The sequence below is a fragment of the Snodgrassella sp. W8135 genome (genome assembly GCF_016101225.1).
GTDB lineage: Bacteria > Pseudomonadota > Gammaproteobacteria > Burkholderiales > Neisseriaceae > Snodgrassella > Snodgrassella alvi.
This window is the reverse complement of sequence record NZ_JACFQX010000002.1, coordinates 249,469-269,907: the sequence shown is the minus strand read 5'-3', so window position 1 is coordinate 269,907 and position 20,439 is coordinate 249,469. Positions and strand designations below refer to the sequence as shown.

General features: G+C 41.6%; 16 protein-coding genes. 12 read left to right on the top strand and 4 right to left on the bottom strand.

The window, feature by feature from the left end; genetic code table 11:
* From H3T75_RS07340 to H3T75_RS10970, 9 genes are all read left to right on the top strand, one after another.
* Positions 1 to 1,913 (top strand): YadA family autotransporter adhesin (locus H3T75_RS07340; RefSeq protein WP_198211389.1); only part of this gene is annotated, 1,913 nt, incomplete at its 5' end.
* A gap of 978 nt (positions 1,914 to 2,891) precedes the next feature.
* Positions 2,892 to 3,248 carry a hypothetical protein gene (locus H3T75_RS07335; protein WP_025331585.1) on the top strand — a complete coding sequence of 119 codons (357 nt, stop codon included), beginning with the start codon at positions 2,892 to 2,894 and terminating at the stop codon, positions 3,246 to 3,248.
* A gap of 577 nt (positions 3,249 to 3,825) precedes the next feature.
* Entirely contained in the window at positions 3,826 to 4,371 is a 546-nt protein-coding gene (locus H3T75_RS07330) for an iron transporter (RefSeq protein WP_025331586.1), read from the top strand.
* Positions 4,372 to 4,478: 107 nt separating this feature from the next.
* Positions 4,479 to 4,814, top strand: coding sequence for a cupredoxin domain-containing protein (locus H3T75_RS07325; protein WP_025331587.1), 336 nt, complete (start codon positions 4,479 to 4,481; stop codon positions 4,812 to 4,814).
* A gap of 14 nt (positions 4,815 to 4,828) precedes the next feature.
* Positions 4,829 to 5,659, top strand: a complete 831-nt coding sequence (locus tag H3T75_RS07320; protein ID WP_100126132.1) for an FTR1 family protein — start codon at positions 4,829 to 4,831, stop codon at positions 5,657 to 5,659.
* A 377-nt stretch (positions 5,660 to 6,036) separates the two neighbouring features.
* Positions 6,037 to 6,855, top strand: coding sequence for an FTR1 family protein (locus H3T75_RS07315; RefSeq protein WP_198211388.1), 819 nt, complete (start codon positions 6,037 to 6,039; stop codon positions 6,853 to 6,855).
* Positions 6,842 to 7,735 (top strand): EfeM/EfeO family lipoprotein, encoded by an 894-nt coding sequence (locus H3T75_RS07310; protein ID WP_198211387.1) that lies wholly within the window; start codon positions 6,842 to 6,844, stop codon positions 7,733 to 7,735. Before H3T75_RS07315 ends, H3T75_RS07310 begins: the two co-directional genes overlap by 14 nt.
* A gap of 10 nt (positions 7,736 to 7,745) precedes the next feature.
* Positions 7,746 to 9,035 (top strand): iron uptake transporter deferrochelatase/peroxidase subunit, encoded by a 1,290-nt coding sequence (efeB, locus tag H3T75_RS07305; protein WP_198211386.1) that lies wholly within the window; start codon positions 7,746 to 7,748, stop codon positions 9,033 to 9,035.
* A gap of 205 nt (positions 9,036 to 9,240) precedes the next feature.
* Entirely contained in the window at positions 9,241 to 10,854 is a 1,614-nt protein-coding gene (locus H3T75_RS10970) for a phosphoethanolamine transferase (RefSeq protein ID WP_198216775.1), read from the top strand.
* Between the two features lie 95 nt (positions 10,855 to 10,949).
* Here the strand turns inward: H3T75_RS10970 and pepN are convergent, their stop codons facing one another.
* Positions 10,950 to 13,592, bottom strand: a complete 2,643-nt coding sequence (pepN, locus tag H3T75_RS07295; RefSeq protein ID WP_198211404.1) for an aminopeptidase N — start codon at positions 13,590 to 13,592, stop codon at positions 10,950 to 10,952.
* Between the two features lie 159 nt (positions 13,593 to 13,751).
* Positions 13,752 to 15,032: an MFS transporter gene (locus tag H3T75_RS07290; RefSeq protein ID WP_198211384.1), complete on the bottom strand. Its 1,281-nt coding sequence runs from the start codon at positions 15,030 to 15,032 to the stop codon at positions 13,752 to 13,754.
* A gap of 342 nt (positions 15,033 to 15,374) precedes the next feature.
* Here H3T75_RS07290 and H3T75_RS07285 point away from each other — a divergent pair, with 342 nt between their 5' ends.
* A complete protein-coding gene (locus tag H3T75_RS07285) occupies positions 15,375 to 16,775 on the top strand; it encodes an amino acid permease (protein ID WP_198211383.1) in 1,401 nt (466 codons plus the stop codon).
* Between the two features lie 242 nt (positions 16,776 to 17,017).
* Here the strand turns inward: H3T75_RS07285 and H3T75_RS07280 are convergent, their stop codons facing one another.
* Complete coding sequence (locus H3T75_RS07280) at positions 17,018 to 17,803, bottom strand: thiazole synthase (protein ID WP_084551394.1); 786 nt, start codon at positions 17,801 to 17,803, stop codon at positions 17,018 to 17,020.
* Positions 17,804 to 18,342: 539 nt separating this feature from the next.
* Here H3T75_RS07280 and H3T75_RS07275 point away from each other — a divergent pair.
* A complete protein-coding gene (locus H3T75_RS07275; protein ID WP_025331596.1) occupies positions 18,343 to 18,849 on the top strand; it encodes a MarR family winged helix-turn-helix transcriptional regulator in 507 nt (168 codons plus the stop codon).
* Positions 18,836 to 19,483: a peroxiredoxin-like family protein gene (locus tag H3T75_RS07270; protein ID WP_198211382.1), complete on the top strand. Its 648-nt coding sequence runs from the start codon at positions 18,836 to 18,838 to the stop codon at positions 19,481 to 19,483. The genes H3T75_RS07275 and H3T75_RS07270 overlap by 14 nt, the downstream gene beginning before the upstream one ends.
* A gap of 198 nt (positions 19,484 to 19,681) precedes the next feature.
* Here the strand turns inward: H3T75_RS07270 and H3T75_RS07265 are convergent, their stop codons facing one another.
* A complete protein-coding gene (locus tag H3T75_RS07265) occupies positions 19,682 to 20,209 on the bottom strand; it encodes a DUF1440 domain-containing protein (protein WP_180296368.1) in 528 nt (175 codons plus the stop codon).
* Between the last annotated feature and the right edge of the window lie 230 nt (positions 20,210 to 20,439).

Below are 20,439 nucleotides of genomic sequence, written 5' to 3'. Positions count from 1 at the left end.
CCGATGCTGTTAACGGTGACCAGCTGTATAATCTGTCCACCTCACTGAGCAGCAGTCTCTCCACTGTGACTGCCGGTAACAATACCGGACTTTCTACTACCAACAGTAATATCTCTACTTTGTCTAGTAGTCTGAGTTCTGCGGTGAATAACATCAGTAATCTGCAACGCGACGCACTGCAATGGAATGGTAATGCTTATGATGCCAGTCATGGTTCCGGCGCTGCCCAGAAGATTACCAACGTGGCTGCCGGTCAGCTGGCAGACGGTTCTACTGATGCAGTCAATGCCGGACAGTTATACAGTATTTCGTCTTCCATCATTAGCAGTGTATCAAGCTCAGTTGATCAGGTAGTTACTGAGAGCAGGACAACGATAGAAACGATGAACAAAGATATCAAAGCTGCTCAGGATGATATTAAAACTGCTCAGGATGATATTAAGACCTCAAAACGTTTGATTGACGAATTGCAGAAGAACTCAGTGCATTTTGACGATGGTACAACAGCCTTCTCAAATCAGCTGACTCGTGAAGCAAGCAACGAAAGAACCATTAGTGGAGTTGCAGACGGACGAGTAGACGCAACGTCTAATCAGGCAGTAAATGGTCGTCAGCTCTATTCGCTGTCCACTTCCACCTCAACCAGTCTGTCCAGCCTGCAGGATCAACTTCACCTTGCTTCCGGCACCATACCGGCAGGAATATCCACAACATTGAGCTCATTACAGCTTAATGCCCTGCAATGGAACGGTTCAGCTTACGATGCCAGCCATGGCTCCGGCACTGCCCAGAAAATTACCAATGTTGCTTCTGGTGATACAGGCCAGAATTCAACAGAGGCAGTGAATGGCAGTCAGCTGTGGCAAATGAAAAATGAATGGAAACAGGATTTACAAAGTCTTTCCAGCTCAGTGGATAGCAAGCTGGCACAAAACGGTGGCGGCGGTAATGCTTCTGCGATCAATGAAGCAACTGAAAAAGCCAATCAGGCTATTTCGGATACCCAGAAACTGTCTGCTTCAACAGCTGATGCCCTGTCTGCAGTAGCAGCCAGCCTGGGCGGTAATGCCAGCTACAACCCGCTCACCAGAGCCGGCACAGGTGGTTTCACTGCACCAAGCTATACAACCAGCAATGCTGATGGTACTGCGGTAACAGCCAATAATGTAGGCGATGCCATTAACAATCTGTATAACGGCGGCAGCAAATATGCAAAAGTTAATTCCACTCAGGCTGTGGCTTCAGCAAGCGGAAGTGATGCTATTGCTGTAGGCGGTGCAGCAGCTGCCAGTGGTAAGGCTGCTGTAGCTATTGGTTCACAAGCAGCAGCCAGTGCAGAAAACGGCGTTGCTATTGGTAATCATGCCAGCGTTACTCAGAATGGCGGAATTGCGCTGGGTGCCAACTCTGTGGCCAATACGGCAGCAGGTATTAATGGCTACATTCCGGTTAGTGCTACGGCACAACAGGCAAGAGTCATTCAGGCAACCACCAGCACTCAGGCCGCTGTGTCTGTGGGTGACGCCGCCAATGGTGTTTACCGTCAGATTACAGGTGTCGCTGCAGGTACTGCTGACACTGATGCAGTCAATGTGGCACAGCTGAAAGGTGTTAATGCCCGCATGGAAAATATCAACCGCTACGTCAATGATGTTAACGACCGCGTACATCGTGTAGAACGGCGTGCCTATTCCGGTACTGCTCTGGCCATGGCACTGTCTGGTGCTTATCTGCCGCAGTTAAATGCCGGTGAACAGACAGTAGGTGTAGGCATGGGTTCATATCATGGTTATGCTGCAGTTGGTATTAACTACAAAGCCACAAACAATACCGGTAAGTTCTCATGGGGTGCAGGTGTCTCCACTACCGGACGTGAAACCGGCTTTAATGCAGGTATAGGCTATAAGTGGTAATCATCAGATAAATAGCTTCAAAATCGGGCATACACTGGTATGCCCGATTTTTTTGCTGAAAATAACAAATTAAAGCACTGAGAAATTACATTATCCTGATACTAAAGACTGAATGATGAAATACCAGTTTTTTTAGTTATATCAATTCGCTTCTAATACCAATAAAACAACACTTTAAAAATAAAACTGTTAACCATTAAACAAAAAATATTGCAAATACACTAAATCGAAGAATATGCAGCCGGTTCCTGTATATTACCCATTTATATTATTCAATAGTCATCACAGCCTGTTCAGCGAATATGGCTACAGCTCAAGATATTCTGTCCTGTAAACAATAAGTAATTACATAATCGTCTGCTTAATCTCGCATTTATCATAAAAATATGCAAAATATATAATAGCCGGCAATACATGCCAAAAAAATAAAAACTGGCTTTTCAGTCATAAAACAGACTTAATAATCCGGATAAACAAACCATTTTTACCCGGAATGAAAATGCATATCAGATAACTCATACATATATATGAGTCAATAATTGACAGTTCCCTGCTTTAGCGGCAAGATAAAGACGTTACGTTCAATAGCGTAACCAGCTTTGACAGGCTGAACAAAGAGGCAGACTTTTTGCTACTTACAAAAAAGTAGCGTTGGTCTGTAAAAACCCATTGCCACCGCTTTTTTTCATGGTGGACAGTGGCAGGGAGGCTTTACGCCTACCGGTATACTCTTTGTCGGTCTGTCAACCCTGCCATTTGTCTGCCGCCATCTGTGTTTAACAGCACACTTGCGGTCTCATGATTAAAGAGAAGGGCAATGATATGAACATCTACAAAGCAAATCTCCCCTTTCAGAAACCACAATCTAACCTGTTTGTCCAAAAACTACTGACAATCAGGTGTCGTCCTGATACACAGATATACTACATACTTCATACAATTACTCATTTAGCATAAAATACAAAGGGAGAATAAACAATGAAACTTCTTGCGCCTGACAAGAATGCGCTATCCACAGCATTGCACGACAATCTACAACTGCAATACCCCTTTGCACTTTATTATATACAACAAACTACATCACTCGGCAGCCAATGGCATAACGAACCAGAGGAAATTACCGAATATACAGCCTATATCCTGTCACCCTATATCATCAAAGCCGACTCAGACTGGCAGGATAGCGGGTTGCTGGTTTTCAAACCCTGTAACAGCATCATCAGTGCCGAAACCCTGGTATTTTCATTCTGCAAACAGCATAACTGGGAACCCCTGCTCTGGCAAGGGATAGAACCCATAGCACAACAAATATGGCAGGCAGTACACAGAACCTAATCATTTTCTGCTTATAGTAATTTCACCATAGGCAACTATTTTCGATAACTGTTTATTCATACCACCAAACCAGCCCGAACAGTTTTCTACTTCAAACTAACCCATACCAATTAAAGTACTATCCGGAATCTGTTCCGGCTGATCATTTCCATAACCAGCGCTATCACAACCACAAGCTTAATTTAACATTACTTAACTTATATATCAATAGTTTGCCTACACCACAACAGCAAATAATTTAGAAATTCTTCCATCAGTTTTCCGGTTGGTAACGACCAGATTAAGATTGATAACGGCTGAAACCATTTCCAGCCGGCGTTTTCAGCTTTTTTAATCTATATATTTATTAATAAAGGATATATTCAATTGTCAATTTAGATTTGTTATTTATAAGACACTTTTACGGACAACCTCAAAAAATTACTGTTATTTGCACCACAATAAATAACATTAAACACCAGTAAAAAACATAATTTAATTATTTTCTAACATTGGTAAAAGGAGTATATTGATAATCCTTATCAATTGATATGCAGTCATATCTGATTCAATATGAATAAAATAGGGAAATTAAAAAATGCTGTTACAAAAAATTGCTATCGCCAGTGCCGCTCTTGTATCAATGGCAGCCTTTGCTCAGGAATACCCCATGGGCAAACCTATTATTAAAAACGGAATGGAAATTTCCGGTGTATATCTTCCGCCTATTACCATGGACACTGATGGTATGGATCACAGTAATATGCATTTGCCGGCCAGTAAATCCGACGTGCACATGGAAGCCGATATTCATGCAACAGAAGGTAATCCTAACGGCTTTGCCGAAGGAGACTGGATTCCTAATCTGAATATTGAATACTCCATTACCAAACTGACTAAAGGCAAATTCGAACATTCAGGTAAATTCATGTCTATGGTTGCCAATGACGGCCCCCACTATGGTGACAACATTAAACTGAATGGTCTGGGCAAATATCGTGTTACCTACCGTATCTCCCCACCAACAGCCAACCAGATGGCTCGCCATATTGACAAAGAAACCGGCGTAGCTCCATGGTTCAAACCATTTGAAGTCAGCTGGGATTTTGATTATGCCGGTGTAGGCCGCAAAGGCAGCTATTAATCGCATTTAGCTGGCTGTGATCAGGGATTATTCTAGCTTCAACTGGCTGAATAATCCCTTATTACATTATTACTGCCACAACACCTTTCACTGTAAGAATATCTGTTATGAAAAAATTTCTTCTTATCTTATTGGGTTTATGCAGTCTTATGTTTTCATTTTCAGCCATTGCTGACGATAAAGTCACCCTTGAACTGAAAATGAAAGATGGTGATCTGATTCCCCTGACCCTCAATGCACCGGCCAACAAAATTATTCGCATTAAGGTTACCAATATTGGCAAAGGTCCCGTCGAGTTTGAAAGTACCCAGCTGGTCAAAGAAAAAGTACTCGCCCCGGGCGCCTCATCAGTGGTCGTCATTGCCCCGAAAAAACCCGGTACCTATATCTTTTTCGATGACTTTCATCTGAATAAGCCCAAAGGGCAGTTAATAGTAAAATAAAAGCAGGAAATACAATGGGACAAACAATTTTTGTCGTCTGGCGTGAATGTTTCGAAGCATTACTGGTTGTCGGCATTATTTATGCATGGATTAAACGTAATCCTGACAATAGCCATGGTATGCGTTATTTGTTTGGCGGTGTCGGGCTTGGCGTACTGATTTCTGTCATACTGGCATTAATCATCAACGGCGTATTCAAAGCGCTTACCGATGATCATCAAACCATGTTTATGATGGGCATGTCTGCTGTTGCCTGCATACTGATTGTGCAGATGGTGTACTGGATGAACAAACACGCCCGAAATATGAAATCATCCCTGGAACAGGAAATGGCACAACAGGTAGCCCGCAATTCATGGTGGGGAGCTCTGTTTATTATAGCCATTGCCATTGCCCGTGAAGGCAGTGAAATTGTCGTATTTCTGTCCGGCCAGATTATGCAGCTGAACAGTCAAAATTACTCCGATTTCTGTCTCGCCGTACTTATCGGCATAGCAGTATCTGCCCTGACATTTTATGCTTTTATTCTAACCAGCCGCTTCATCCAATGGAAAAAGTTTTTTACCATAACCGGTATTGTCCTGTTATTTCTGGCCATTTCATTATTGCTGAGAGCTGTTGAAGACGGTACCAATATGCTGCTGGAGCATGATGTATCAATTCCTGATTTCCTCATTAGCCCGGCATGGGATACATCACATTTTATTGACGATAGCGGTCTGATTGGCAGTTTTGCTTCCTCACTGTTTGCCTACCGCTCCCAGCCAATGTGGATTAGCGTCATTACTTTTGGTGTATTCTGGTTATTAATGGCTATATTGTTTTTAAGGAAAAAATCCAAATAAGGCAAAACCTGCTACATATCTGATTTACTTACTTTGGGCATGTGCCGGTTATTTCTTCAGCATATGATTTACCGGCACCATTCAATCATGATTTGAGTGTTTTTATACAGCCTTATCCTTCTCTAGCATTACTGATAACTAGCTCAGGCTGAAAATCATGCCCCAGCACTTAACACCCTTACCAACCATATCTATTACTTGCTGCAATATGGTGAATACGAACAAAAGATATATCACGTTTGTCCCCCTTCTGTCACAATAAAAAGTAATCGGTGCAATGCTTCATCAGTTGCTACCATTGCACTGAAAAACCCTGTATAAATTTCAATCGGAACAGGTCTTTAATCAATTAATTTTAAAATAAAACGAGATATAGAATGGAACAAACCTTTTTTATTGTCTGGCGTGAATGCTTTGTAACACTGATTGTTGTCGGCATTATTTACTCATGGATTAAGCATAATCCGGACAGCAAAAGCGGAATGCGCCATCTGTTTAGCGGCTTGATACTTGGTGTACTGTTCCTGGCAGCAATTATCGGTGGTGTGTTCAGATATATTCCCGATAAAAATCAAAAAATGCTTATGATGAGCATATTGCTATTGATTACTTTACTGACATTTTTAGTAGTGTTTTTGATGTTTGACTATATCCTGAGCATGGGATCAGCACAGGAACAGATAAAAGCTCAGCAGATGGCACGTTCATGGACAGCAGCCATGTTCATAGCAGCACTTACCATTGCCTGTGCAGGCAATGAAGTTATCTTATGGTTGTCCGGTCAGATCAGACAGCTGAATAATCCTGATTATACTAATTTATGCCTTACCGTAATTTCCGGCATTGCAGTATCTGCCCTGACATTTTATCCATTTGTTGTAATTAGCCGCCGCATGCAGTTGAAAAAATACCTTATCATAACCAGTATTATAATGTTAGTTCTGATTTTCCCCTCATATGTCAAAGCAGGTGTATATCTGTCGACACACAATGAACCCCTTCCTGATATTATGATGTGGCCGGCAGTGAAAATCTCACATTTTATTGACAATAGCTTTCTGTCCGACAGCTTTCCTGACTTAATTTCTGCCTATAATTCGTCGCCTGTATGGTTTAGCATCATTTCATTTGTTAGTTTCCTGCTATTAATCGCCATAAAGCTCTTCTTAAGGAAAAGTTTAAATGACACAGAATAAGTTTCGTGCACTATTTATTATTTGCTCTTTACTGGTACCTGTCATTGCTGCAGCACATGGTTTACGGGCACCAATTATCAATGATTCTAATGCTGTAGTCGCAAAAGGGGATATTCCCACTCCGGAAAAATACCAGTCAGCAATTCGTAATTATCAGCAGGAAGTTGTACTGCAACTAAAAACCACTCAGCAATATCTTAATGCGATTGAGAATGCCTGCAAAAACGGACAGCTGCAACAGGCGCAACAAAATTATATCCGTGCCCATCAGAGTTACGAACAAGTACGGGTTATCGTTAAACTGTTTGGTAATGCCGACCAGAATATTAATTCGCGCGCTGATTATTATCTGCAAGGTACCGATGATCCGAATTTCAGCGGTTTTCACCGTTTAGAATATGATTTATTTAAACTCAAAGACCTACAGCAAGCACAGGCAGAAAACAGCAATCTGCAATATGAAATTATTGATTTACAAAAACGTGTAGCTGCCGATGATCTGGATATTGCCAAAATAGTTCAGTCAGCATCCGACTTTCTGGAAATGATTCTGCAAACCAAACTTGCCGGCAAAGAAAATCAGTATAGCCACAGTGATCTGGCCGATATCCATGCCAATGTAACCGGTTCAGCACAAATCATGCAGCATCTGCAGAGCTTTATTCCGGCAGAGCAGCGTAAAGCACTGAATCATGGTTACCAGCAGATTTTTGCCATTCTGCAGCATTATCAACTGCCCCAGAACCAATTCCAAAGTTTTAGCCGGCTCAGTCAGACAGATCACGATATCCTGTATTCCTTACTAAGTACGCAGACAGCACGGCTGGCCCAGCTTAGGGCGCAACTAAGTATTCGTGTTTATTATAAATATCCTCATTAAGGTTTAAGTTATGTCTAAAAATACCTTCAGACATCAGCCTGTCTCAGCTGCCTCGCCTGAAGACAATCCGGCCAGCACTACGCGACGCAATAGCATGAAAATGCTGCTGGCCGGAGGGCTGGGTATCGCCAGTCTTAGCGCCGTCAAAGCAGCCAATGCAGCCGGCAACTGTACTCATGATTACAATCAGGCCGTTGATTACTGGGGTAGCCATCAGGCTGGCGTAATTACCCCCGACACCAAAGAAGCTATCTTTGTTGTCTTCAACGTTACTGTAAAAAACAAAAAAGAGCTGCAACAGTTATTCCAGCGGATTTCACAACGTATTGCCTATCTCACCAGACCACAAACACTCACAGCAGGTAAAAATGACCAGCTTCCTCCGGCAGAATCCGGGCTGCTGGGTCAAAATCTGTCTCCCGACTCACTGACAATTACCCTGGCCGTGGGTGCCAGCCTGTTTGACCAGCGTTTTGGTCTGTCTCAGCTCAAACCCAAAAAACTGATTCCTATGCCCCGCTTTCCCAACGACCGGCTGGAAAAAGCATGGTGCGGCGGAGATTTATCAATCCAGTTCTGCGCCAACAGCCGCGAAAGTGTCATTTATGCCCTGCGCGATCTGATTAGTCATTGTAATCAGTATATGGTGCCGGTATGGAAAATGGACGGATTTCTACCGGCCAGAGATATCGACAATCACACTACCGCTATTAATCTGTTTGGTTTTAAAGACGGTACCGGTAATGGCTCCATTAACGATAGCAAACTGATGGATGAACTGGTATGGGTAACTAAGAACAACCAGGAACCGGCATGGTGTCTGGGCGGCAGTTATCAGGCAATCCGTCTGATTCGCTTCAATCTCGAATTCTGGGACAGAACCCCGCTCGAAGATCAGGAAAATGATTTTGGCCGTTACAAAACCAGCGGAGCACCCATTGGTATGCAGCATGAAATGGATGACCCGAAAATGAACAGTGACCCTCATGGAGACCGCATTCTGTTTGATTCACACATGCGCCGTGCAGAACCACGTATTCCTGAACGGCACGTAGCCAAACTGCGCCGGCGCAGTTTCAGTTACTCGCTGGGTGTATTACCTAACGGGCAACTTGATATGGGTCTGATTTTTGTTGCCTATCAGAACGACCTGAAAAAAGGTTTTATTGATACCCAGAATCGCCTGAATGGCGAACCGATGGAACGTTATATCAAACCATTCGGCGGCGGATTTTTCTTTGTTTTACCGGGAATGGCCAAAGAAAATGACTATCTGGGCAGACTGCTGCTTGAGCAATAAATATAAATCTATATTTAAACTATTGATTTATATTACCATATAGTCTGCATATTCAAATAACAACAAAATACTGAAAGCATTCTGCTGTTATTATTTTGTTAAGATTTTCTATAGTATAATTTACATAATTCTAGCTAAATACTGTTTCTTAATAAGAATACTTTATATTTAATCTTAATAACTTTAAACATCACCTTAAAATATAATGAAATTATTGATTTATAAAATACTCATTAGTATCTCATCTCAATTGATACTCAGTACAATCATTTTAATTGCATTGTCTTATCCAATAACATCAGTCAGTATTATTACCAGTTGCTGTGTCTTTTTATTTCTGCAACTGTTTTTCCCAAAAATCTGGAAAATTTACACCATTCTGACTTCAGTTATTATTTTTCTATATCATCCGACAGCCGTCAATTATGGAACACCCAACTTTGGTATAATTGCCTCATTGTTCAGTACAAATGAAAAAGAAACTCTTGAATATATAACCACTATTCATTGGACAACTTATCTGAATTCTCTGTTTCTGGCGACTGTACCGTTAATCTCAATCAAACTAAATTGCCGCCCCATTTTACCAAAACTGCCTGCCCGTTATTCAGTTATTCCAATAATAATTGTTCTTTTTATTACAGTAAGTTTAACAAAGAAAGAATATTATAAGGATGAAGAATATACCGGATTTCCCTTACATGCCCAGCCATTAGAGTTTTTAGTAGATACGGGTATCAATATTAATTATTATTTAAATGAATTAAATAAATTGCATGAAAATCTAAATCAGCCTGATAACTGGAAAATAAATAATATAAAACAAAATTACAAATATTATGTTCTAGTAATAGGTGAAAGTGTTCGTGCAGATTATCTGCATTTATACGGAATGAAATTTAATAATACTCCCTTCCTTGATAAAAATGCAAATTATATAATGGAAAATCTGTATTCTGCCGGACCCAATACGCAAATCTCTTTATCTCATAGTCTGGCGTTAAACAAAAATAATTATAAAGAAGCCAGTATCCGGGATAACATACTGACCCTTGCTCAAAAAGCCAATATGGATACGATATGGCTATCGAATCAAGGCGCAATAGGTCGTTATGACACATTGGTTTCATCAATAGCAACACAAGCACAAAAAACCTTTTTTTTAAAAAGAGCAATGTATGATTTTGGCAAAAACACTTATGATGATGAATTAATTCAACCTTTTGAGAAATTTCTTTTACAACAGCAAAGCAAAAACAATAATACACTATTTGTTTTACATTTAATGGGTTCACATCCGGATATCTGTGCCCGACTCAGAAATGAACCTGCTCATTATATAAACAATCATACACTGAATTGCTATATAGATACTATTAAAGAAACTGATAAATTACTGCAACAGATTTATCTTGCTTTAGAAAAAACCAAGCAACCATTCACTATTTTATATTTTAGTGATCATGGATTATCACACAGTAAAAGTAACGATGCAGATATTACACTCAGACACGGTGCTTCATATTATGAAAACTATCATGTTCCTTTAGTTATAATAAACAGTGATCAAACCACTCAGCTACGAAACAGTGCTCAGCGAAGTGGACTGGAATTATTACAGGGTCTGGCAGAATGGATGGGAATTTCAAGCACACAATTAACACATCTCCCCGAATTTTTCAGTTCTCAAAACAGCACAAATATTGAAGTACTGTCAGGCGGATCATTACTGCAATTTCTGAAAAATCTGGATCATGACCCATTACCACCGGAATTACGAAATGAAAAATTAAATTCAAATATTACTGAACACCATTAAGTAAAAATTGTTTTTTCATTTTGAAATAAATTATCTGGTATTGCTAAAAAATCGACAATACCAGATAACTTTTTTGAAATAATAAAATTAAATTTTTAGCCAAAAATTTTATCTACAATTTCACGGCTGTCTTTGGACAACCCGTCATGTTTTTGAATCCGCTGTAACTGCTCGGCCATCAAGGCTTTGCGTTGCGGTTCCAGCCGGCCGTACAGATTAAATGCCTGTACCAGACGAGAAGCCACCTGCGGATTAAATCCGTCAATGTGCAATATATGCTCAGCAATAAAACGGTAACCACTGCCATCGACTGCATGAAAGTGCTGAATATTCCGGCTAAAGCTACCCAGTAAAGAACGTACCTTATTCGGATTTTCTAAGCTGAAAGCGTGGTTCTGTAATGCTGCCTGCACCTGTTGCAGGGTATCCGTCCGCTGGCTGCTGCCTATCAGAGTAAAATACTTATCCATGACCAAATCATCATGAGCATGGTGCTGAGCAAACTGGTCTAATAACTCATTACGCTTTGTATCAGCCAAATGATTAATGGCCAGAAGCATTCCGAATTCATGCGTCATATTGGTAGCACGCTGCGGATACTCGGCAGCAATGCTTTGCAATAATTCTGCTCTGGCCTGTACGCCCCATTGCAGTAAAGTATTGCGCAGGCTGCGAATACCGGCCAGATCAGGATGGTATTCCTGCGGGGCAGCATGTTTACTGTTCTGCTCCTGCTCATCAGCCCACTGACGCCAGTGTGTCAGTGTATCCTCCATACTGCAAGCCAGATCCTGCAACAGTGCCTGACGTGCACGAACATACAGCTCGGGATTAATACTCTGAGCATCTTCCCACAATTCTGCTTCAGCCGGCACCTGCAACAATACTGCCTTATACGCCGGATCAATATCAGCATTCAGTGCCGCCGTAATGGCCTGAGCCAGCGCAGCATGATGTGGTACAGGCTGACCAGCTTCAAGCGCAGCCAGATTTACCGTAATGGCACGCCGGTACAGAGTTTGTGCTGCTTCCCAGCGGGCAAAAGAATCACTATCATGCGCCAGTAACAGCATTAAATCAGCATCACTATAGGGATACTCCAGTCTCACCGGAGCACTGAATCCGCGCAATAATGACGGTATGACTTCTTGTGTTACATCATTAAAGACAAAAGTCTGCTCAGCCTGATTAAATACCAGTACCGCTTCCTCAACCACAGATTCACTGTTATCCAGCCGGAACGAAACTAGTGAGCCATCTTTACCGATTAAACCGGCTTTTACCGGAATCACCATTGGCTGTTTTTCATTCATATCCGGTGTGGGCGGAATAGATTGCTGCAAATGCAGACTAAATGTACGTTTTTCCGCATCATATTCACCACGTGCTTTAACCTGCGGTGTACCGGCCTGACTGTACCACAACGCAAACTGTTCCAGATTAACACCATTGGCATCAGCCATAGCCGCACGAAAATCGTCACAGGTAACAGCCTGTCCGTCATGCCGCTGGAAATAAAGCTGCATTCCTTTCTGAAAACCGGCTTCACCGAGAAGAGTATGGTACATACGTACCACTTCGGCACCTTTTTCATACACAGTCAACGTATAGAAATTATTCATTTCCTCGTATGAAGCCGGTCGTACCGGATGTGCCATCGGACCGGCATCTTCCGCAAACTGCATACTGCGCAATACTCTGACATTATGAATACGGCGAACAGCTCTGCTGGCCCGGTCGGCTGAAAATTCCTGATCACGAAAAACGGTCAGCCCCTCTTTCAGCGACAACTGAAACCAGTCCCGGCAAGTGACCCGGTTACCTGTCCAGTTGTGGAAATACTCATGCCCGATCACACCCTCTATCGCCTCAAAATCAGCATCTGTAGCTGTATCACTGCTGGCAAGCACATATTTGGTGTTGAAAATATTCAGGCCCTTATTTTCCATGGCGCCCATATTAAAATCACCAACAGCCACCACCATAAAAATATTTAAATCATATTCCAGATTAAAGCGCTCTTCATCCCACTGCATGGCATGCTTCAGCGACTCCAGAGCAAAACCTGCCTTAGCACGGTCTTCCGGACGGGTATAAAATTTCAGCGCCACTTCTTTACCGCTACAGGTAGTAAAACTGCCTTCGAGCACCGCCAGCTTGCCTGCTACCAGAGCAAACAGATAGCTTGGCTTGGCAAACGGGTCACGCCAGCATACCCAGTGACGACCATTATCCAGCTCACCACTATCAATCAGATTACCGTTAGACAGCATAACCGGATACTGTTCTTTGTCACCAATAATGGTGGTGGTAAACTGGCTCATGACATCCGGACGGTCAAAGTAATAAGTAATTTTACGGAAGCCCTCCGGCTCATTCTGGGTATACAGATTATCACCGGATTCATATAAACCCATCAGCGTTTTATTTTGTGCCGGATACAGTCTGGTCGTGATTTCCAGTACAAACTGTCTTTCCGGTACCGTATGAATAATCAGCTTTTCATCTGCCACAGCATACTCATGCGGATATAAGGATTTACCATCTAAAACAATCTGCAATAGTTCCGCACTGCCATCAAGCACACAAGGTTTTTGCGTCTGCTTTGGTACAACAGTCATACGATTGATTACTGTGGTATAAGCTTCGTCCAGAGTAAAAGTCAGATTAATATCTGCCACCGCAAAATCCGGTGCCTGATAATCTTTAAGATAATGAACCACTTTTTCTTCACTCATCATTAACACTCTTTATTCAAATCTGTTTTGGTTATTGTACGACTGCCATCAATACAATCAACCTCATCATGCCCTGTCCGGCAACATAATTATCTTTAAATACGGCCATGTTCGCCGTTCTCAATTCCTGCCGGCTATTAATAGCAGAATTGGCAATTATTATTCATATTTAACCTGATAACGACCACCGTTATCAGAACTACCATTTTTTTTCAGCCTAGATAACAATAAAGAGGCAGCTGCTGATAATGCCATCCATATAGCAACAAAACAGATAACCGGAAAATAACTACCGCAATATACCCGCAGCAAACCACCAAGCCAGGCGGTTAATAAACCGCTAATCTGATGAATCAGAAAAAATGCACCAAAAATAAAGCCTTTATACCGATAACCGAAAATAGAACCGGCCAGACGGGATATAATAATGACGGTTCCCATATAAGTTATTCCGAAAAAAATCCCGAATAGCGGTACCATCATTGGTTCCGACCACAGAGCCAGTGCCATGAGCGTTATACAGCGCACGATATACAGCAGACACAGCAATAAAGGCAGAGATACTTTTTTAGCCACCAGATAACCAATCAGTACACTGCCCACGGCTTCCGCCAGCCCCAGCAAACTCAGTGAAGTACCGGTAAACAGATTGGCGGTTTCATTCTGGCTTAATATTTCCTGTATTGTCGGAACATAATGTACATCAATAAAAATCATTGACGTACCGCAGCCGGAAAAAGCTAAGGCAGACAGCACAAACCGACGGTCCAGATACCAGTAACGGGGTAAAGGTGCGGTAATATTCGGGCTGACCGGCTTAGGCTTAGATGATATATTTGCTGACTGCACTGCTACTTTTTCTGGCACCCGGATACCTTCCATCCAGTTCAGCAATGCCGGAACAATAGCCAGACAGGCAAATACACCGGCCAGAATAGCACAAAGCATCGGCCATGAAATAAACCCGTCCAGATAAATCCACAGAGGAGACAGTATCATCAGACCGGCAGCGATGCCGTTAGTGGCCAGCACATACGCAAACTGGCGCCGCTCAGGTATTACATATCTGTCAATCAGAATACTGACCGGTACAAAAGTCAGTGCAGCAACCGCATATGCAGCCAGCAGCAGAAACCCCAGTACAAAAGTCATGAAACTGTTACTAGAGGAAAATAGTAAAAAGGCACAGGCAGCAGCCAGCATTCCCGATAACAGAACATGACCAGCACCACAACGGTCACACAGCTTACCGACTAATGCTGAGTAAATACCTTGCGCAAGGCCAAAAAAACCACCAACCAGAGCCATTGTTTCAATACTCACAGCATAATGATCTACCAGACTGGTAAAATAAACCTGATAAACCCCTTTTATGGCTGTGCTGATAAACATCACAATAAAACCATAGCCCACCACTAATCCGGTCTGGATTGCGCGCATGGACAAGCTCTCCTTCCTTATTTATCTGTTATTATGTCTTTTTATACCGGTCTAAAACCGGTAACACCACCACCTTAATACAACAGCCTCTCATTCTCAACAACTATATTCAGATATTGCCGGCAACAACAATAAACTGTGATAAAGTATTACAAATTCGAACCGGTATATACCGGTAAAAATGCTTATATCAATAAATGTATATAAGTATAGTGATGAATCAGTCTGTGGTTAGCAGCATATATATTTATCATAATTAACTTTATATCAACGTATACACTTCTAAAAATAAAACCATGTTTTCTATTTTTGTTTTGTTTTCCAGTCTGTAAAGGATACACCATGAGCCGACCACCTGAGTTAAAACGCACACTGAAAAACCGACATTTACAATTGATTGCTATTGGTGGCGCAATCGGCACCGGTCTGTTTATGGGTTCAGGCCGTACGATCAGTCTGGCCGGACCATCTGTGTTGTTTACCTATATAATCATCGGCGCATTTCTGTTTTTTGTGATGCGTGCCATGGGTGAATTACTGCTGCACAATCTGCATTACAAATCTTTTGTCGATTTCACTACCGATATTCTGAATCCGACTGTAGGTTATTATGTAGGCTGGTCATACTGGTTTTGCTGGGTAGTGATTGGTATGGCAGATATCGTAGCGATTACCGGCTATACTCAGTTCTGGTGGCCGGAAGTGCCATTATGGCTGCCCGGCATTATCTGCATTGCCATCCTGCTGGCGCTGAATCTGTTATCGGTCAAACTCTTCGGCGAACTGGAATTCTGGTTTGCCCTGATTAAAATTCTGGCGATTCTCGCGCTTATCGGCTGTGGCGGCTATTTATTACTAACCGGCTTTATCAGCCCCAGCGGCATTCAGGCCAAAATCAGCAACTTATGGTCTTATGGCGGTTGGATGCCTCATGGCTGGTCAGGTTTTTTTGCCGCGTTTCAGATTGCTATCTTTGCTTTTGTCGGCATTGAGCTGGTCGGTACTGCTTCAGCCGAAACAGATGATCCAAATACCACCCTGCCGGCTGCCATTAATAAAATACCGGTACGTGTCATTATTTTCTACGTACTGGCACTAACCATTATTATGACGGTTACCCCGTGGAATATGGTCGCCCCCGACCGTAGTCCGTTCGTCAATATGTTTACCCTGATTGGCATCAGTGCTGCGGCCACTATTATTAATTTTGTTGTACTCACCTCTGCACTGTCTTCCGCCAACAGCGGTATGTATTCTACCGGTCGTATGCTGTACGGTCTGTCGAAAAACGGCGTTGGCCCGAAAGCTTTTGCACGGCTGTCCGCCAGCGGGGTACCGCAAAACGGTCTGTTATATTCTTGTGCTCTGCTGCTGATTGGTGTTGGTCTGCTTTATGCGGAGGGCGACGTAATGAAAGTATTCACGATTGTCACCACCGTATCCAGTATTTGCTTTATTTTTGTATGGGCAGTCATTCTGATTGCCTATCTGCGCTATCGCCGGCTTTATCCTGAAGCGCATGCGCGCTCAGTTTACAAAATGCCTCTGGGTATACCCATGTGTTATGCCTGCCTGATATTTTTCGTTTTTGTTCTGTACCTGTTCAGTCAGGATAAAGATACGCTTACCGGTCTGATCGCCACACCAGTGTGGTTTATTCTGCTGACCATGTTCCTGCCTTTGTATCGTCAGCAACTGAAAAAACGCATTACCTATACCGATACAGACCATCCGAATCATTAGTATCCAAAAATCTGTCCTGATTAATTACTATATGCATCAATTAAACAGGACAGAATAATCAATAAAAGACCTAAAGCTTATATACGCTTTAGGTCTTTTATTGAATACTAATCTTAATCAGTTTGCTGCTCTTCAATTCAATATGTTATTGGGGGATAACTTTCCTTATCGGGAAGCCGTTAAGCAATAACCGCTAAGCCATTTCACACAAAATCAGTATTCAGTGACAAATGAAAACATAGTTAAGCATAGTGCCAGAAAGGCTGTCCGACCTGGGGTGTAGAGGCTTGTGCATTGTCCCGCGGTACTACCGGATCCGCTTCATAAGCCATTCTTCCTGCATTAATAGCCAGTGCAAACGCTTCTGCCATCATCACCGGCAAGCCACTACGTGAAACCGCGGTATTCAGCAATACCCCATCAAAACCCCACTCCATTACTTTTGCCGCATGCGAAGGTAAGCCTAGCCCTGCATCGACAAGCAGAGGAATATCCGGTAAGCGTTCACGCAGGACATGCAAAGCATATTCATGTACCGGTCCCAGACCGGTACCAATCGGTGCAGCCCATGGCATCAGTGCCTGACAACCGGCATCCAGCAAGCGACGGCAGGCAATCAAATCTTCAGTACAATATGGCAGTACCTTGAAACCCTCTTTAATCAGGATTTCGGCTGCACGTACCAGCTGAAATACATCCGGCTGCAAGGTATCATCATCACCAATCAGTTCAAGCTTGATCCAGTCTGTTTCAAATACCTCGCGAGCCATCTGCGCAGTTGTTACCGCCTCTTCTACACTCAGACAACCGGCGGTATTAGGAAGAATTGGTACAGCCAGCTCCTGCAACAATCCCCATATACCCTGCCCATGCTCTGCCGAAGTTGCGCTCTGACGGCGTAAAGCAACCGTAATCATGGCCGGCTGCGCTTTCCTTACTGCCGTACGCAGTATTTCAAGAGTGGGATAAGCAGCAGTGCCTAACAACAAACGACTATTAAACTCTTCATCATAAAGTTGTAAAGCCATATTCACTTCCCCCGTTAACATAAAAAATAAAAATCTTCCAACTACAAGCGATAAAGGCAAACTGCACAAAGTATTTATACTTTATAACAAAAACAATAACTTTTCACTTATTTTCACCTAAAACGACATTTGTTATTATTACCCGGCGCATATACATCTAATTATCATAATTAACATTTTGATTTCAAATATCAAAGCACCGCACACATAGCTTTTATCATGATAGGAAACAAAAACCCTGTGTAATAAATGTCATGGTAAATATCAGTCCTAATAAATGAAAACGTTTGCAGCTTCTCTTTCTGCCGGCATGGTTACGACAATTCAATTTATCCTAGCCATCAAGCAAAAAATTTCAGAAACATCCCAGAAAATAAATAAATTCTTAATTACTACAAACATCCGGAAAACAGCAAACACAGCCATTCATATCAATTTACCATAACAATACAATTCTGAAATTATTGACAATAATTTTCCTAGTCTATACTATAATTAATAAATAGTAAGGTCACTAACTAATTTATAGAAATAACCGTATGCAACTTGAAAACCGTTATTTATCCTTTTGTAACGTTCTGGAAAAAGAAAAAATTGCAGATCTGGATAAAATTAAGACATGCTTTACTCTATTATCCGTTGCAAACACTATTGATATTGAATGCGCCAAACGTCTGCAGCAATTTCATTTATCCGAAAGCAGGCTGATTATTTTAGTATTGTTAAAAGAATATCCTGAGCTGTCATTACAAGAAATTGCTAAATTATTAGGCATAACCAAAGCATCAACAACAACACTAATCAGCTCACTAGTTAATGAAAAACTGATTTCAAAAAGAACTGCCAGTCAGGATAAAAGAATTTCCCTCGTCTCATTAACTGATACCGGCACTAAACTGGTTAAAGAAATTCTGCATCAGCACAGCCAGTGGATAGAAAAAATAACCCAAAATTTATCTGCTGAAGAATTAACGATATTTAAAAAAATTCTGCAACAAATTCATCAAAACGTTTCACAACAGGAAAGTCATAATGAAAATAATTGAAGAACTAAAATCAATACAGCAAGATATGTTTACCCAGTTACCTGCAGAAGTATTGAATGTAATGGGAAATTCATTATCAGAAATGCTTACGCAGAATTTAGATTGCCATGCCATAAAAAGCGGAGATACCGCACCAGATTTTTCTCTGGTAGCGCCAAATAATCAAAAAATCGAACTCTATAAATTACTGGAGACAAAACCAGTCATTCTCAGTTTTTTCCGGGGCAGCTGGTGTCCGTTTTGTGTTAAAGAATTAGAACACTTTAACAAAAATCTGAAATTAATTCTCGATACTCAAGACGTCCATTTTATCGCTATTTCTCCGCAAAAACCTGATATCAGCGCTAAATTAATACAGGAACACAATATTAATCTGACTATTCTATCGGATACGGGTAATCAGATAGCCAAACAGTACGGTCTGGTATTTACCTTACCTGAGAATGTCAGAAATTTATACAAAAACTTAGGTGCAAATCTGCCTGATTTTAATGGCGATGACAGTTATCAGCTGCCCATACCAGCCACTTATATTATCGACCAAAATAAAAAAGTTATCTTTTCCTATATCAATGTCAATTACATGGAAAGAGCTGACACTTCGGAACTAATCAAAGCACTGAAAAAAGATTAAGCCTGCCATCATCATGATTTCATCCATCACAAAGCATCAAAGCCAGCAGGCTGAAGTGCTTAACATAATGCCCGTGCATGTCTATATCATCAGGAATAGCGGCTAAATAATATTTTCCCGATTGTTACAGATATACACGGGCATCGTATCCGGTCTTAAGCATATAAGCCGGTACATCATGCATAAATCAGATGAGTTTTACTGAAACTCCGGATCCGGTTTTTCGGTCAAGCGATTACGCAGATCGCGGCGGAAGATTTCAATTGTCCACATCCACAATAGCGTACCAATAAGTTCGGAAAGCAATTCATCAAACGGCAAATTCCATGGTGCCGGAGATAAATTCAGCACCGGCAGCATAATACCGTGAAACAGAATAGTTACACCAATACCAAAAGCCAGACCCTGCCATAATTTAACTTTAGGAAAAATTTCAGCAGCCATACAGTAAATAATAGCCCATACAATTGAAAACAGAATATGTATGGTACTACCACCCCAGTTCACTACCTGATCTGAATAGGTGTAAACCATGCTGTGAATATCAATACCCATATCCTGAATCATCTGAATAGGCGGTGCTATACGATCCGGGGTTCGTGGCGGCATTATTCCTTCCGTACCTGATTTCACAAAAGCAGAAACCAGACCGCCCATAATACCGGCAAAAAAGGCTACACCGTAATTGCGACTAGATGGTTGTGTGCGAGTAAACAGATTAGACATAATTATTTCCTCTTAATGTAATAATGATTACTGTTTTTTTCTATTAATTAACCCAAAATTGGGGTCGCAAGTGTAAATACATATTTAATGCTAAATCAAGTAAATTTACCCTCCGAATATCTCTCCAGCAGAGCATAAATAACTGTTTAAAAATCTGAATGGCTGTTTAATCAGCAATATACTGATTTTGTATACCGGAAAATCCAAATACCTCTCATCGAATTTTCACT